This window comes from Sphingomonas sp. SL1004, from assembly GCF_057815015.1.
Genome location: NZ_JBYMUX010000001.1, coordinates 1,711,622 through 1,725,752, shown reverse-complemented (window position 1 = coordinate 1,725,752; position 14,131 = coordinate 1,711,622). Strand labels below are relative to the sequence as shown.

Sequence of the window (14,131 nt, the reverse complement as noted above, 5' to 3'; positions counted from 1 at the left end):
GTGAACCGGCAGCGGGCTTTGATCGGCGTTGCGTTTGGCCGGGTTACTTCGCCTCGACGGTCTCGGTCTTGCCCTTCTTCTTGGGCTTTTTCGGCGCGGCGGCTTCGATCGCGAACGACAGCGCGCCGTCCTTCATCTTCACCGTCACCTCGCCGCCGTGGACCAGCTTGCCGAACAGCAATTCCTCGGCGAGCGGCTGCTTGATCTTCTCCTGGATCAGGCGACCCATCGGCCTTGCGCCGTACAGCTTGTCATAGCCCTTTTCGGTCAGCCATGCCTTCGATTCGTCATCGAGCTGGATATGCACGCCGCGGTCCGCCAGCTGCAGTTCGAGCTGCAGGATGAACTTGTCCACGACCCGCGCGACCACCGTCGTCGGCAGGTATCCGAACGGCACGATCGCATCCAGCCGGTTGCGGAATTCCGGCGTGAACATCTTCTGCACCGCCTGCTCGTCCTCGCCCTCGCGGGTGAGATTGCCGAAGCCGACCGTCTCGCGCGCCATGTCCGACGCACCCGCATTGGTCGTCATGATGACGATCGTGTTGCGGAAATCGACCGACTTGCCGTGCTGGTCGGTCAGGCGCCCGTTATCCATGACCTGCAACAGGATGTTGAACAGGTCGGGATGCGCCTTCTCGATCTCGTCGAGCAACAACACCGAATGCGGCTGCTGGTCGACCGCATCGGTCAGCAACCCGCCCTGGTCGAACCCGACATAGCCCGGCGGCGCGCCGATCAGCCGGCTGACCGAATGCCGCTCCATATACTCGCTCATGTCGAACCGCTGGAGCGGGATACCCAGGATCGTCGCCAACTGACGCGCGACCTCGGTCTTGCCCACGCCGGTCGGCCCGGTGAACAGGTAATTGCCGATCGGCTTGTCCGGATCGCGCAGACCCGCACGGCTCAGCTTGATCGCCGACGAGAGCAGCTCGATCGCCTTGTCCTGACCGAACACCACCCGCTTCAGATCCGTTTCGAGGCTCGCCAGCGACTTCTTGTCGTCGGTCGAGACGCTCTTCGGCGGAATTCGCGCCATGGTCGCGATGACCATCTCGATCTCCTTGGGGGTGATCGTCTTCTTGCGCTTGTTCGGCGGCACCAGCATCTGCATCGCGCCAACCTCGTCGATCACATCGATCGCCTTGTCCGGCAGCTTGCGGTCGTTGATGTACCGCGCCGACAACTCCACCGCCGACTTGATCGCATCGGGCGTGTACTTGACGTTGTGGTGATCCTCGAACGCCGACCGCAAGCCAGCGAGGATCTTGATGGTATCCTCGATCGTCGGCTCGTTCACGTCGATCTTCTGGAAGCGCCGCAGCAACGCGCGGTCCTTCTCGAAGTGGTTGCGGAACTCCTTGTACGTCGTCGAACCGATGCACCGGATCGTACCGCCGCTGAGTGCCGGCTTCAGCAGGTTCGACGCATCCATCGCCCCGCCACTCGTCGCGCCGGCACCGATCACGGTGTGGATCTCGTCGATGAACAGCACCGCGTCGGGCAGCTTCTCGAGTTCGTTGACGACCGCCTTCAGCCGCTCCTCGAAGTCACCGCGATACCGCGTGCCCGCCAGCAACGCGCCCATGTCGAGCGAATAGATCACAGCAGGCAACAGCACTTCCGGAACGTCGCCCTCGACGATCTTCCGCGCCAGGCCTTCCGCGATCGCGGTCTTCCCGACGCCGGGGTCGCCCACGTAGAGCGGGTTGTTCTTCGACCGGCGGCACAGAATCTGGATCGTCCGATCCACCTCCGGACCACGCCCGATCAGGGGATCGACCTTGCCGTTGCGGGCCTTCTCGTTGAGGTCGACCGTGAATTGCTTGAGCGCGCTTTCCGTCTTGCCCTTCTCCTGTCCCTTGGCCGGCTTCTCGTCGTCCGCACCCTTTGGCGTGGATGCTTCGGTCGCCTGCTGTCCGCCCTTGCCGACACCGTGGCTGATGAAGCTGACCGCATCGAGGCGGCTCATGTCCTGCTGTTGCAGGAAATAGACGGCATAGCTCTCGCGCTCGCTGAACAAGGCGACGAGCACGTTGGCGCCGGTCACTTCGTCGCGGCCCGAGGACTGGACGTGCAGGATCGCGCGCTGGACGACGCGCTGGAACCCGCTGGTGGGGGAGGGATCGGTCGCCGCATCGACCTTCAGCGCATCGAGTTCGCTGTCGAGGTAGTGCGAGACGGTATTCTTCAGATCGCCGATCTCGACGTTGCAAGCGGTCATGACCTTCGACGCATGTTCGTCGTCGATCAGCGCGATCAGCAGATGCTCCAGCGTCGCATATTCGTGGCGCCGGGACGACGCCGCCTCAAGCGCCTTGTGCAGCGTGGTCTCGAGGGCGGGTGCAAATGATGGCATTTACAATACTCCTGTCGGGCCGCGAGAACGCGAGCCCTTTGCCACTATGTCGGAACTGATATTGGTCGCATCAAGCACTTGAACCCGGCCCCATCCGTTCCTGCGCTGTCCAAATACAGCGAGCGAGGGGATGGGAGGGTATTTCACCGCCTGAAAAGGTCGTCGGCACTGGCCCGGTGGCTGACCGCGCGGTCCTTTTTGACCTGGCAGCGGGCGATCTCACCCTGCAACACGGTTATGCGTGCATCGAGCTCGGCGACCGACAACGGATCCAGGTCCTGCCGCACCAGTGCGTCAAGCAGATCGTCGGGACGGGAGGGGGCGTCTTCCAGGTCCATCGTGCCTCTAACGTTGACCCGCACCAGAGTGATGTCAATAAGGCCGGGTAATCAAAAGGGGCGTGACGAGCAGATGACCGCGATACCCGAAAACACATCGAGTAACTTACGTGTACCTGACGTCATGAAGGCGATCGATCCGGAACAGCCCGGCGGTCCGGAAGTCCTGGTGCTGGTCGACCGGCCCGTGCCGCAGCCTGGGTCGGGCGAGGTGCTCGTCAAGGTAGCGGCCGCTGGCGTCAATCGTCCCGAGGTGATGCAGCGCCAGGGCAAATATCCGCCGCCGCCGGGGGCACCGTCGATCCTCGGCATGGAAATCTCCGGCACGATCGTCGCGGTCGGCGAGGGGGTCGGCAACGAACAGATCGGCCAGCTCGTCTGCGCGCTCATCACCGGCGGTGCGTATGCGGAATATGCGGTCGCGCCGTTCGGTCAGTGCCTTCCCGTGCCCGAGGCTCTCACGATGACCGAGGCGGCGGCGATGCCCGAGACGCTCTTCACCGTCTGGACCAACCTGTTCGAGCGCGCCTACGCGATGGAGGGCGACACGGTGCTGGTTCACGGCGGCACCAGCGGGATCGGCACGATGGCGATCGGCCTGTGCAACGTGTTCGGCATCGACATCATCGTCACCGCCGGCTCCAAGGCGAAGTGCGAGGCGGCGCTAAGCCTCGGCGCCACGCACGCGATCGACTACAAGTCGGAGGATTTCGTCGAGCGCGTGAAGCAGATCACCGGCGGCAAGGGCGTCGCCGCGGTGCTCGACATGGTCGGCGGCGACTACGTCCCCCGCAACCTGCAATGCCTCGCGGACGACGGCCGCCATGTGTCGATCGCGGTCATGGGCGGCATGACGGCGACCGTCCCCCTGTTCGAGATCATGCGCCGTCGCCTGACGCTGACCGGCTCCACGCTCCGCCCACGCGACACCGCGTTCAAGTCGCTGGTCGCCGACGAACTGGCGCGCACCGTGTGGCCGCACGTCGAGGCCGGCAAGCTGAAGCCAGTCATCGACCGCGTGTTCGCCTTCGCCGATGCACCGGCCGCGCATACCCGGATGGAAGCGGGCGATCACGTCGGGAAGATCGTGCTGACGATGGAGTGAACGGGGGAGGAAGGGGGTGTGCGTCCTTTTCTTCCGCCCCCCCGCCCGTATCCGCATGCCACCCGCCCAACCGCCCCAATCCCGTCACCCCAGCGAAAGCTGGGGTATCTCCGTTCGACGACCGACGCGCACCCATACACAACCACCCCGGCGAAGGCCGGGGCCCAATTGGGAAAGTTGAGTAACGATTCGTCGTCCTCCGTTACTGCTACCTTTCCAATTAGGCCCCGGCCTTCGCCGGGGTGGGATGGGGGGAAGCAAAGCGCCGACCCAAGGCAATCTTGTTCTCCCGCGAAGGCGGGAGCCCAGTCTGGATCCCCGCCTTCGCGGGGAAACATGCTACTTGGTGATTGAAGTCAGGACCCAAACGGTCCCGGCTCCGATCCCTCAGTTGCTATCTGAATCATCATCCCCACCGCTGGTCGCCAGCAGCACGCCAACCACCAACGCAGCCAGGATGCCGATGCTGACGTAAGTCGCGGTCGGACTCTCGGCGAGCTTGCGCTTGCCCGACGTCGCAGTGCGCGGGCGCCATCGACAGCGACGCTGCCGGATTTGCCGCCGAGACCATCGTCGGCGCAACCATCAGCGCCGCACCTGCAACGGCCGCGCCAAGCTTCTTGAAACCACACTTCACGGTAACTCGTCTCTGTAAGACCCCGGCATAGGTTCGGCTTCGCCCCAATTCTTCAAGGCGTTTGCGCGGCAGTTGCGACACCGCCGCCACACTGACTTCGAACAGTCACCGGACTGCGGCCACGATGTCACAATAGCCCGCTAGAAGAGTGCGTAAGGATAGTTTTGCGGGGGCAGGCTCATGAACGCCGTTACGACGTTTTCGCCATCTAGCATTATCGGCGCCGACATCACCGATATCGCCGACTTCATCCACTCACGCCCGGCCGCACCCGAGCCGATCGTCGAGCGGCGGCAATACCGCACGATCTGGATCTCCGACGTCCATCTCGGTACGCGGGGCTGCAACGCCGGCATGCTCAACGACTTCCTCGATCACGTCGACAGCGAGACGATGTACCTCGTCGGCGACATGATCGACGGCTGGCGGCTGAAGAAGAAGTTCTACTGGCCCGCCGCGCACAACGACGTCCTCTGGCGCCTGCTCAAGCGCGCCAAGCGCGGCACCCGCGTCGTCTACATCCCCGGTAATCACGACGAGGTGTTCCGGCAATATTCGGGGCTCGACTTCGGCGGCATCTCGATCCGCCGGAAGGCGATCCACGAGACCGCCGACGGCCGCCGCCTGCTGGTACTCCACGGCGACGAGTTCGACGCGATCACGCTCGCGCATCGCTGGGTCGCGCATATCGGGGACGCCGCCTACACGATGCTGATGGGCCTCAACCGTTGGGTCAACGGCGCGCGGCGCGCGTTCGGCATGCCCTATTGGTCGCTGTCGAAGCATGCCAAGGCCAAGGTCAAGAACGCGGTCGCCTTCATCTCGCACTTCGAAGAAGTCGTCGCGCATGCGGCCGGCGTCCGCGGCGTCGAAGGCGTCGTCTGCGGTCATATCCACACCGCCGAAATGCGCGAGATCGCCGGCATCGCCTATTACAACGACGGCGACTGGGTCGAAGGCTGCACCGCGCTGGTCGAGCATTTCGACGGCCGCATGGAGCTTCTCCACTGGGCCGACGAAATCGCCGCCCGCGAGCGCGACAAGGTCGTCACCCTAGCCGCCTGACCTAAACCCTCTCCCTCTCGGGGAGAGGGAAAGACGCGAAGCGGCGAGGGTGAGGGCAAGTCCACCACGCCGGTGAACAGTGTGCCCTCACACTCCCACTTGGCTGCGCCAAGCGGGCCCCTCCCTCTCCCCGACGGGAGAGGGTAAAACGGAGAAGACAGATGCGTATCGCGATCGTCACCGACGCCTGGAGCCCGCAAGTCAACGGCGTCGTCCGCACCCTCCAGGCGGTCCGCAGGGAACTCGAATCGATCGGCCACCAGGTCCTGATCGTCTCCCCCGAACAGTTCGCCTCGATGCCATGCCCGACCTACCCCGAGATCCGCCTCGCCTTCGCCCGGTCCGGCGCAGTAGGCCGCATGCTGGCGAGCTTCGGCGCCGACGCGATCCATCTCGCCACCGAAGGCCCGGTCTGCCTGGCCGCGCGTACGTGGTGCCTCGCCCGCGCGCTTCCCTTCACCACCGCTTACCACACCCAATTCCCAGACTATATCGCCGCCCGCACCGGCGCGAACCCGGACTGGATCTGGCGCTATATCCGCTGGTTCCACCGCCCCGCGCAGTCGATTCTGGTCTCCACGCCGTCGGTCGCCAGGACACTGGCGGACCAAGGCCTGCACCAGGTCCGTGAATGGGGCAGGGGCGTCGACTTCGCGCAATTTGGCCTCGACGGCGCGCGCGATCCGGAAATGGCGGCGCTCCCCGGCCCGATTCAGCTCTATGTCGGCCGTGTCGCGGTCGAGAAGAACATCGAGGCGTTCCTGTCCTCCGCGCACTCCGGCACCAAGGTCGTGGTCGGCGACGGCCCCGCCCGCGCCATGCTCGCACGCCGCTTCCCGGACGCGGTCTTTCTCGGCCAGCGCTCGGGCCTCGATCTCGCCGCCGCCTACCGCACCGCCGACGTCCTCGTCTTCCCGAGCCGCACCGACACCTTCGGTCTCGTCATGATCGAGGCGCTGGCTTGCGGAACCCCCGTCGCGGCCTACCCGGTAACCGGGCCGATCGACGTGCTAGACGACCGTGTCGGCGCGATGCACGAAGACCTCGACACCGCGATCGCCACCGCGCTCACCCGCGACAGCGTCACCTGCGCCGCCTATGCCGCGCGCTACAGCTGGCCCGCCAGCGCGCGCCAGTTCCTCCACGCGCTCGTTCCGCTCGAACGGAAGCTGTTGGCGGCCTGACGCTTGATCGCTTGCCTGTTAGCCCCACGCACACTAAGTCCGTCTCATGTCAGGCCGCTCCGAAAGGGGCGGCCCTTTCTATTTTTACGGAGTTCTCTCTGTGGCCCAGCCGCTCATGCCCCATGCCACCGCCGCCTGGATGGTCGACAATACCGCGCTCAGCTTCGAGCAGATCGCGGACTTCTGCGGCCTGCACATCCTCGAGATCCAGGCGATCGCCGACGACACCACCTCGACCAAGCTCACCGGTCGCGATCCCGTCCGCGCGCACGAAGTGACGCAGGAAGAGATCGACAAGGGTGCCGCCGATCCCGATTACCAGCTGAAGATGATCAAGGGCCCCGAGCAGGTCCGCCGCACCAAGGGTCCGCGCTACACGCCGGTCTCGAAGCGCCAGGACAAGCCCGACGGCATCTCGTGGATCATCCGCAATCACCCGGAGATAACCGACGGCGCGATCTCGCTGCTGATCGGCACCACCCGCACGACGATCGCCGCGATCCGCGACCGCAGCCACTGGAACATCGCCAACATCACCCCGAAGGACCCGGTCACGCTCGGCCTGACCTCGCAGCGCGAACTCGACGCCGCGGTGGCGAAGGCAGCCAAGGCAGCCGGCATGGAAGCCCCGACCGACACCCGCCTCGAAGGCGACCGCGAAGTGCTCCTCCAGCAGCTCCGCGCCGAGCGCACCCAGGCGGCAGCGGACGCACAGTTCGTGGCAGACGGCGGCGTCCTCCCCGTCAAGCCGCTCTTCGACGACCCCTTCAAGCGCTGACCGCACTTTCCCCTCCCGCAAGCGGGAGGGGGCAGGGGGTGGGCTCGCGCGCTCCTCCTGCGATACGGCTAGCGAGGATCGCCAGCCCGGCAGGCCGTGACCGTATCCGGCGACAGCCCGAACGTCGTTGTTCTCCCGCGAAGGCGGGAGCCCAGTCTGGGTCCCCGCCTTCGCGGGGAAACAAGTTTCCTTCGTTTCAAGCGAGAACCCATCTAATCCTCCCCCGCCAGGGGGAGGTGGCTGGCACTTGCCAGACGGAGGGGGAGGTAAGCGAAAACCTCGGTTCCGTGTCCTCCCCCTCCGACACCTTCGGTGCCACCTCCCCCTTGCGGGGAGGATTGCGAAGGTCGGGATTGGGCGGGAACAGTCGTGACGACGTTGGCCAGCACTATCTCCCGCCACATCCAGTTGCTAACCGCAACGGATGGCAACCGCACCCGACACCGATTTCGCGCCGACCAGCCACAAGGGCCTGACCTACCCCTTCGGCGGCGCAGAGCCCGAAGCCGGTGACGTCTTCGAGGTCGCCCCCGGCATAGACTGGGTCCGCCTCAAAATCCCCGGCCCATTGAAACACGTAAACTGCTGGTTCCTCGCCGACACCGACGGCGAAGCCTTGGTCGACACCGGCATGAACACAGCGGAGGCCCGCGACGCCTGGAAAGCCATCTTCAACGGCCCCAAGGCGGACGTTCGCATCACGCGAATGATCGGCACCCACTTCCACCCAGACCATATCGGCCTCGCCGGCTGGATGTGCGACCACCATGCCGCCCCCCTGATCATGACCCGGGCCGAATGGCTCACCGCGCGTATGCTCGCCGCCGACGCCCGCGACTCCGTTCCCCACGAAATGCTCACTTTCTGGCGCGGCGCAGGCTGGGGCCCAGAACAGATCGACCACGCCACCGCCAAAGGCTGGGCCGGCTTCCGGAAAATCATCACCCCACTGCCGCTTAGCTACACGCGTATCGAAGACGGCGACACGCTCACCATCGGCACGCGCGACTGGCGCGTCGTCACCGGCTCCGGCCACTCTCCCGAACACGCGTGCCTATACGACGAAGCCGGCGGCATCCTCATCGCCGGCGATCAAGTCCTCCCCCGCATCAGCCCCAACGTCTCGCTCGGTGTCACCGAACCCAACGCCGACCCCTTGGGCGAATGGTTCGCCTCCATTGCCAAGCTCAAGACGCTGCCCGCCGACCTGCTCGTCCTCCCCGGCCACGGCGACCCGTTCACCGGCCTCCACACCCGCCTCGACGCGATGGACCGCGAGCACCGCGAGCGACTCGACGAACTCGCCGTCTTCCTCGCCGAACCCCGCCGCGCGGTCGACTGTTTCGGACGCCTGTTCCGCCGCGCGATCGGTCCGGACGTGCTCGGCATGGCGACCGGCGAAGCACTCGCGCACCTCCGCCGCCTCGAAATCGAAGGCCGAGCGACCCGCGACATCCAAGATGGCGTATGGTGGTGGCGCGCGGCCTGAGTTAGCATGCAGCCAAATTCAAGAGGATAGCCCCATGTGCGACGAGCATACCGCAGACGATAACGAAGCCTATCTGGCCGGCGTCTCGCGCCGCCAGTTCGGCGTGATGACCGGCGCGATGGGCCTGACCATGCTGCTGCCCGCCCCCGCCAACGCCGCCGTCATCAAGGGCCGCGACGTGTCGATCACAACGCCCGACGGCAAGGCCGACGCCTATTTCGTCGCACCCGCCACCGGCAAGCACCCCGGCGTGCTGGTCTGGCCCGACATCATGGGCCTGCGCCCCGCCTTCCGCCAGATGGCCGACCGCCTCGCGCAATCCGGCTATGCGGTACTCGTCGTCAACCAGTTCTACCGCTCGACCAAGGCACCGTTCCTCGCCCCCGGCGAATCCTACGGCCAGCCCGCTGTCCGCGCCCGCATCGCGCCGTTCCGCGAAGCGCTCACCTCCGAAGGCACGGTCCGCGACGCGCGCGCCTTCACCGCCTTCATCGACGCGCAACCGCAGACCGACCGCAAGCGTGGGCTCGCCACCACCGGCTATTGCATGGGCGGCCCGATGGTGATGCGCACTGCCGCAGCCGTCCCCAACCGGATCCGCGCCGGCGCGACCTTCCACGGCGGTGGCTTCGTCACCGACACGCCCGACAGCCCGCATCTCCTGATCCCGCAGCTGAAGGGCCGATACCTGATCGCGATCGCCGCCAACGATGACGCCCGCTCGCCGACCGAAAAGGACACGCTCCGCGCCGCCTTCGCCGCCGCCAAGCTTCCCGCCGAGATCGAGGTCTACGCAGGCACGATGCACGGCTGGTGCCCGCCCGACTCGAAGGTCTACAACGCAGCCCAGGCGGACAAGGCCTGGGCCCGCATGCTCGCGCTGTTCGACAAGGCGCTGGTGTAACAGGAGGCTGAACCTAGCATTCCGCTTCGTGTTCTCCCGCGAAGGCGGGAGCCCAGTCTGTTCTCCCGCCTTCGCGGAAGAACAATCTTCCTTCGCCAGTCAGCCGCTTGACCACGCCCCCTCTCCATGAGACCATCGTTCACGATCCGTTCTCAGGAGAGTCGCATGACGCTAACGCTCTACACCAACCCGATGTCCCGCGGCCGGATCGCGCGATGGATGCTCGAAGAGGTCGGCGCCGCGTACGAAACCGTCGTCCTCGACTACGCCTCGACGATGAAGGCTGAGCCGTTCCTGTCGATCAACCCGATGGGCAAGGTCCCGACGATCGTCCACAACGGCCAGACCGTCACCGAATGCGCCGCGATCTGCGCGTATCTCGCCGAGGCGTTCCCCGACGCCGATCTCGCACCGCACGCCAACGAACGCGCCGCCTATTACCGCTGGCTCTTCTACGCCGCCGGCCCGGTCGAAGCGGCGACCGCCAACCGCGCGCTCGGCGTCGTGCCGACGGCATCGCAGGAACGGATGGTTGGCTATGGCAATTTCGACACGATGGTCGCCGTGCTCGAACGGGCAGTCGGCGCGCACGATTACATCGCCGGAGACCGCTTCACTGCCGCCGATGTCTATGTCGGCTCGCAAGTGATCTGGGGACAACAATTCGACTGGCTACCGAAGCGTGACGTGTTCGTCGACTATGCGGAAAGGCTGAAGGCACGCCCGGCCTATATTCAGGCGGGAGCGTTGGACGATGCGTTGATTCCGGTCGTGAAAGCCTGAGCGTTCCCTCGCGAAAGCGGGGGGGGCAAGGTTCCAAACGATATCGCTCCTGGTCCCTGGCCTCCCCCGTTCGCGAGAGAACAGACAGGTCAAACTTTTAGCGCTCTCAGTTTGCCAACTTGGCCGCGGCTTCCGCTGGAGCGAAGCATTGGCGGACGGCAACGTATCCGCCCCGGCAACCAAGTTCCCGTCCCCCCTCACCTGTCGCCCCAGCGAACGCTGGGGTATCCCGGTAATGGACCGTGACCCTGCCGCTTGAGACCCCAGCTTCCGCTGGGGTGACGGGCTTTATACAACCCGTCGCCCAACTGTACCCGACCTCTGCCAGCGAACACTCGCGAGGGATACCGATCGCCGATATCCCGGCTCAATCCTCAACCAGAAACGATCAGGCCGCCCACTTCGCCAGCCAGTCGGCCAGCGCCTGCGGACCCATCGACCGCGCATCCGCGAGCTCGGTCTCATGCCCCGCATTCAGCAACCGATTGCTCCGCGGATCGACGACCAGCACCGCCGGCACGCCCTTGAGCCGCCCCTTGATGCCGTACCCCGCCGCGATCTGACCGTTCTTGTCGAAGCGGCCAATGTCGACCGTCACCACCACGAACTTGCTGTCGACGAAGCGCTTCATCTCCGGCAGGTCGATCGTCCCCGCGAGCAGACGGCAGTCGAGGCACCAATTGCCGCCGAGATCGATAAGCAACCGCTTATGCGTCTTCAGCGCCCGCGCCCGCGCCGCCGCAACCTGCGCATTGGCGTTGGCCGACTCGTTATACGGCAGCGGCAACGGCTGTGGCAGCTTGTCGAAGCTCGTCGTGTTGACGTGCGGCGCCACGACTTTCGCGCGGGGCGCGGCGGGGGCGGCCACGGCAGTCGCGAGCAAGGCAATCGCGGCGAGACGGCGCATCGACATCATTCATATCCTCCGATTACGGCATTGAGGAAGCTCGGGAACGGGCCGTTCCACCCATCCGCCGGCGCATCGGCGACCGGTTGGTGGCGACCACCGGTCGGATCCGCAGGAATGCGCTCCGTCCGTGGCGGTTCGACCTTTGCCGCTTCCGAACGAGCAGGTTGCGAGCGCACCGGTTCCGACCGCACCGGCTCAGACCGAACTGGCGCCGCGCGAACCGGTTCAACCTGCACGGGTTCGGCCTGCACCGGCTCGACCCGTGCCGCCTCCGCAACGCGCGGCTTCACCGCAGGCACGGGCTCGTCGATCGGCGTACGCTCCCAGCGAGGACGCTTGGCCGCCGCAACCGGCTCGACCGCGGCCAGCACCTCGGCGATGACCGCCGGCGCAACCGTGTCTTCGCGCGGTACGCGACGCGTCCGCGACCGCTCACGGCCAGCATCGGCAGCAGCAGCAACCGGAGCTCCATCCTCCGAACGCCCGCTACGACGGTTCCGCGACCGATCACGACGCGGCGCGACCTGGTCGTCCTCCGCCACGGCAGTGACCGGCACCGTCTTCGGCTCGGCAACCTTCAGCCGCTCGATCGTCTGCCCGGTCAGCTTCTCGATATTGACGATGTTCTCGGCATCGTCCGGCGCGACGAACGTGTACGCCGTCCCCGTCGCCCCAGCGCGACCCGTCCGCCCGATCCGGTGGACATAGTCGTCCGGATGCCACGGTGCGTCATAGTTGAACACCGTCGACACGCCCTTGATGTCGAGCCCGCGCGCCGCGACGTCGGAGGCAACGAGGATCGTCACCGCGCCGGTCTTGAACAGCTCGAGCTCGGCCAGCCGCTGCGGCTGCTCCATGTCGCCGTGGATCTCGCCCGACTTGTAGCCCGCCTGCTTCAACACCTTGTTCAGGTCGCGCACCGTCGTCTTGCGATTGCAGAAGATGATCGCGTTGGTGACCTCTTCCTGCGCAAGGATGCGGCGCAGCGTGTCGCGCTTGGCGGTCTGGCTCGGCACCGGCACCAGATACTGCTTGATGTTGAGGTTGGTCGACGCCGGGCGCGACACCTCGATCGTCTTGGGATTGGTCAGGAACTTGTCCGCCAGCTTCTTGATCGGCGGCGGCATCGTTGCCGAAAACAGCAGCGTCTGGCGCTGTTTCGGCAGCTTGGTGCAGATTTCCTCGATGTCGGGGATGAAGCCCATGTCGAGCATCCGATCCGCCTCGTCGATCACCAGCATCGAACAGCCGTTGAGCATGATCTTGCCGCGCCCGAACAGGTCCATCAGCCGGCCCGGCGTCGCGATCAGGACGTCGACGCCCTTCTCCAGCGCGGCGAGCTGGTCGCCCATCGACACGCCGCCGATCAGCAGCGCCATCGAGAGGTTCGAGTTGACGCCGTATTTCTCGAAATTCTCCGCCACCTGCGCGGCGAGTTCGCGCGTCGGTTCGAGGATCAGCGAGCGCGGCATCCGCGCACGGCTACGGCCATGCGCGAGAATGTCGATCATCGGCAGCACGAACGACGCGGTCTTGCCGGTGCCCGTCTGGGCGATACCGATGATGTCGCGCATCATCAGCACCGACGGGATCGCGCCGGCCTGGATCGGGGTCGGCTCGGTATAGCCGGAGTCGGTGACTGCCTTCAGCAGTTCGTCGGAGAGGCCGAGATCGGCAAAACTCATGCAAATGTCCGGTAAATAGAGGGTGAAATGCACTGCCCTCAAGCCTTCCGGCGCTCGCCGATTTGGCGGCAAATGTCAAGGAAACGCGGTGAATGGAGGGTGGGGAGGGGGTGTGGGACGCGCGAATGCGAAAACGCCAAGCATTCGTATATTGGGAAAACCGTTGGAATTTCGGCTCATTCGACCAGTTGCACCACCCCGGCGAAGGCCGGGGCCCTGTTGGAAAAGTCGCCGTAACGGATTGGAGCGCTTGGTTTAGCAACGTCACCCAACTGGACCCCGGCCTTCGCCGGGGAGGTGCTGGTTGAGTGGGGAAGGTGCTTACCAGCTCTTGGGCAAGGTAGAAACGAGAGAGAGGCGGCCTCCCTCAAGCGCTGAGATAGTCCCAGCGCGCCCCCCGCTACTTCTTTGCCCGCAAGCTCTTGAACCCGTCGATCTCGCAGCGTGCACCCGAGCGCATGCGGATGGCGTCGCGATCCTTGCAGATCAGGCCGTCGGGCCCCGGCTTGAGGTAGAACCCCGAATAATAATCGAGCGGCTTGCAATCGCCGTCGAGCCGCGCGCGCAACCGGGTCGTGTCGTCCATCACCAGATCGACCGCGCCCTCCTTGTTGAGCATGGCACCGGCGATCTCGGCGACCGCGATGCATTTGGGGCCCTTGTGCTCCTTCCACTCCCGCGGCGGCGCATAGGTTTGCGCGGGCATCCGGCTCATCCGGGGCACGCGGATGATGATGCGTTCGTGGATCGAGACCTGCGCGACCTGCCTGCCGTCCAGCCCGAACCCAGGCGACGGCACATCGCGCATGGCCGCAGTGAAGGGGCCCGCGAGCGCGAGCAGGGTGGCGGGAATCGCGGGATGGATCATGCTGGCTGGATCATGGGCAGGGC

Annotated in this window: 12 protein-coding genes; 7 read left to right on the top strand and 5 right to left on the bottom strand. The window is 65.6% G+C overall.

Annotation, left to right across the window (positions count from 1 at the left end; all coding sequences use genetic code 11):
• Positions 1–43 precede the first annotated feature (43 nt).
• Positions 44–2,362, bottom strand: coding sequence for an ATP-dependent Clp protease ATP-binding subunit ClpA (gene clpA, locus AC3D24_RS07715; protein ID WP_489029557.1), 2,319 nt, complete (start codon positions 2,360–2,362; stop codon positions 44–46).
• Positions 2,363–2,505: 143 nt separating this feature from the next.
• Complete coding sequence (locus AC3D24_RS07710; RefSeq protein WP_132736170.1) at positions 2,506–2,700, bottom strand: DUF1192 domain-containing protein; 195 nt, start codon at positions 2,698–2,700, stop codon at positions 2,506–2,508.
• A gap of 124 nt (positions 2,701–2,824) precedes the next feature.
• On the opposite strand from AC3D24_RS07710, the gene AC3D24_RS07705 reads away from it, so the two are divergent.
• The 7 genes from AC3D24_RS07705 (at position 2,825) to AC3D24_RS07675 (ending at position 10,645) form a co-directional block, all read left to right on the top strand.
• Entirely contained in the window at positions 2,825–3,805 is a 981-nt protein-coding gene (locus tag AC3D24_RS07705) for an NAD(P)H-quinone oxidoreductase (RefSeq protein ID WP_489029555.1), read from the top strand.
• A gap of 817 nt (positions 3,806–4,622) precedes the next feature.
• Positions 4,623–5,507, top strand: a complete 885-nt coding sequence (locus AC3D24_RS07700) for a UDP-2,3-diacylglucosamine diphosphatase (RefSeq protein ID WP_489029553.1) — start codon at positions 4,623–4,625, stop codon at positions 5,505–5,507.
• Between the two features lie 161 nt (positions 5,508–5,668).
• Positions 5,669–6,691, top strand: a complete 1,023-nt coding sequence (locus AC3D24_RS07695) for a glycosyltransferase family 4 protein (protein ID WP_489029551.1) — start codon at positions 5,669–5,671, stop codon at positions 6,689–6,691.
• 100 nt (positions 6,692–6,791) lie between these two features.
• The gene (locus tag AC3D24_RS07690) at positions 6,792–7,469 is read left to right on the top strand and encodes a DUF1013 domain-containing protein (RefSeq protein ID WP_056484483.1); all 678 of its coding nucleotides are present in this window, start codon (positions 6,792–6,794) and stop codon (positions 7,467–7,469) included.
• A gap of 424 nt (positions 7,470–7,893) precedes the next feature.
• Positions 7,894–8,958: an MBL fold metallo-hydrolase gene (locus AC3D24_RS07685; RefSeq protein WP_489029548.1), complete on the top strand. Its 1,065-nt coding sequence runs from the start codon at positions 7,894–7,896 to the stop codon at positions 8,956–8,958.
• Between the two features lie 34 nt (positions 8,959–8,992).
• The gene (locus AC3D24_RS07680; protein ID WP_489029546.1) at positions 8,993–9,862 is read left to right on the top strand and encodes a dienelactone hydrolase family protein; all 870 of its coding nucleotides are present in this window, start codon (positions 8,993–8,995) and stop codon (positions 9,860–9,862) included.
• A 165-nt stretch (positions 9,863–10,027) separates the two neighbouring features.
• On the top strand, positions 10,028–10,645 hold the full coding sequence (locus AC3D24_RS07675) for a glutathione S-transferase family protein (protein WP_489029544.1): 618 nt from the start codon (positions 10,028–10,030) through the stop codon (positions 10,643–10,645).
• A 388-nt stretch (positions 10,646–11,033) separates the two neighbouring features.
• Here AC3D24_RS07675 and AC3D24_RS07670 read toward each other — a convergent pair whose 3' ends face one another.
• The 3 genes from AC3D24_RS07670 to AC3D24_RS07660 form a co-directional block, all read right to left on the bottom strand.
• Positions 11,034–11,552 (bottom strand): thioredoxin family protein, encoded by a 519-nt coding sequence (locus AC3D24_RS07670; RefSeq protein ID WP_489033099.1) that lies wholly within the window; start codon positions 11,550–11,552, stop codon positions 11,034–11,036.
• 5 nt (positions 11,553–11,557) lie between these two features.
• Positions 11,558–13,240 (bottom strand): DEAD/DEAH box helicase, encoded by a 1,683-nt coding sequence (locus AC3D24_RS07665; RefSeq protein ID WP_489029542.1) that lies wholly within the window; start codon positions 13,238–13,240, stop codon positions 11,558–11,560.
• Between the two features lie 400 nt (positions 13,241–13,640).
• On the bottom strand, positions 13,641–14,108 hold the full coding sequence (locus tag AC3D24_RS07660; protein WP_489029540.1) for a hypothetical protein: 468 nt from the start codon (positions 14,106–14,108) through the stop codon (positions 13,641–13,643).
• Between the last annotated feature and the right edge of the window lie 23 nt (positions 14,109–14,131).

Excerpts from the sequence above, each read along its gene's own strand:
- clpA (WP_489029557.1), bottom strand. The coding sequence starts at position 2,362 with ATGCCATCATTTGCACCCGCCCTCGAGACCACGCTGCACAAGGCGCTT.
- AC3D24_RS07710 (WP_132736170.1), bottom strand. The coding sequence starts at position 2,700 with ATGGACCTGGAAGACGCCCCCTCCCGTCCCGACGATCTGCTTGACGCA.
- AC3D24_RS07705 (WP_489029555.1), top strand. The coding sequence starts at position 2,825 with ATGAAGGCGATCGATCCGGAACAGCCCGGCGGTCCGGAAGTCCTGGTG.
- AC3D24_RS07700 (WP_489029553.1), top strand. The coding sequence starts at position 4,623 with ATGAACGCCGTTACGACGTTTTCGCCATCTAGCATTATCGGCGCCGAC.
- AC3D24_RS07695 (WP_489029551.1), top strand. The coding sequence starts at position 5,669 with ATGCGTATCGCGATCGTCACCGACGCCTGGAGCCCGCAAGTCAACGGC.
- AC3D24_RS07685 (WP_489029548.1), top strand. The coding sequence starts at position 7,894 with ATGGCAACCGCACCCGACACCGATTTCGCGCCGACCAGCCACAAGGGC.
- AC3D24_RS07680 (WP_489029546.1), top strand. The coding sequence starts at position 8,993 with ATGTGCGACGAGCATACCGCAGACGATAACGAAGCCTATCTGGCCGGC.
- AC3D24_RS07675 (WP_489029544.1), top strand. The coding sequence starts at position 10,028 with ATGACGCTAACGCTCTACACCAACCCGATGTCCCGCGGCCGGATCGCG.
- AC3D24_RS07670 (WP_489033099.1), bottom strand. The coding sequence starts at position 11,552 with ATGCGCCGTCTCGCCGCGATTGCCTTGCTCGCGACTGCCGTGGCCGCC.
- AC3D24_RS07665 (WP_489029542.1), bottom strand. The coding sequence starts at position 13,240 with ATGAGTTTTGCCGATCTCGGCCTCTCCGACGAACTGCTGAAGGCAGTC.
- AC3D24_RS07660 (WP_489029540.1), bottom strand. The coding sequence starts at position 14,108 with ATGATCCATCCCGCGATTCCCGCCACCCTGCTCGCGCTCGCGGGCCCC.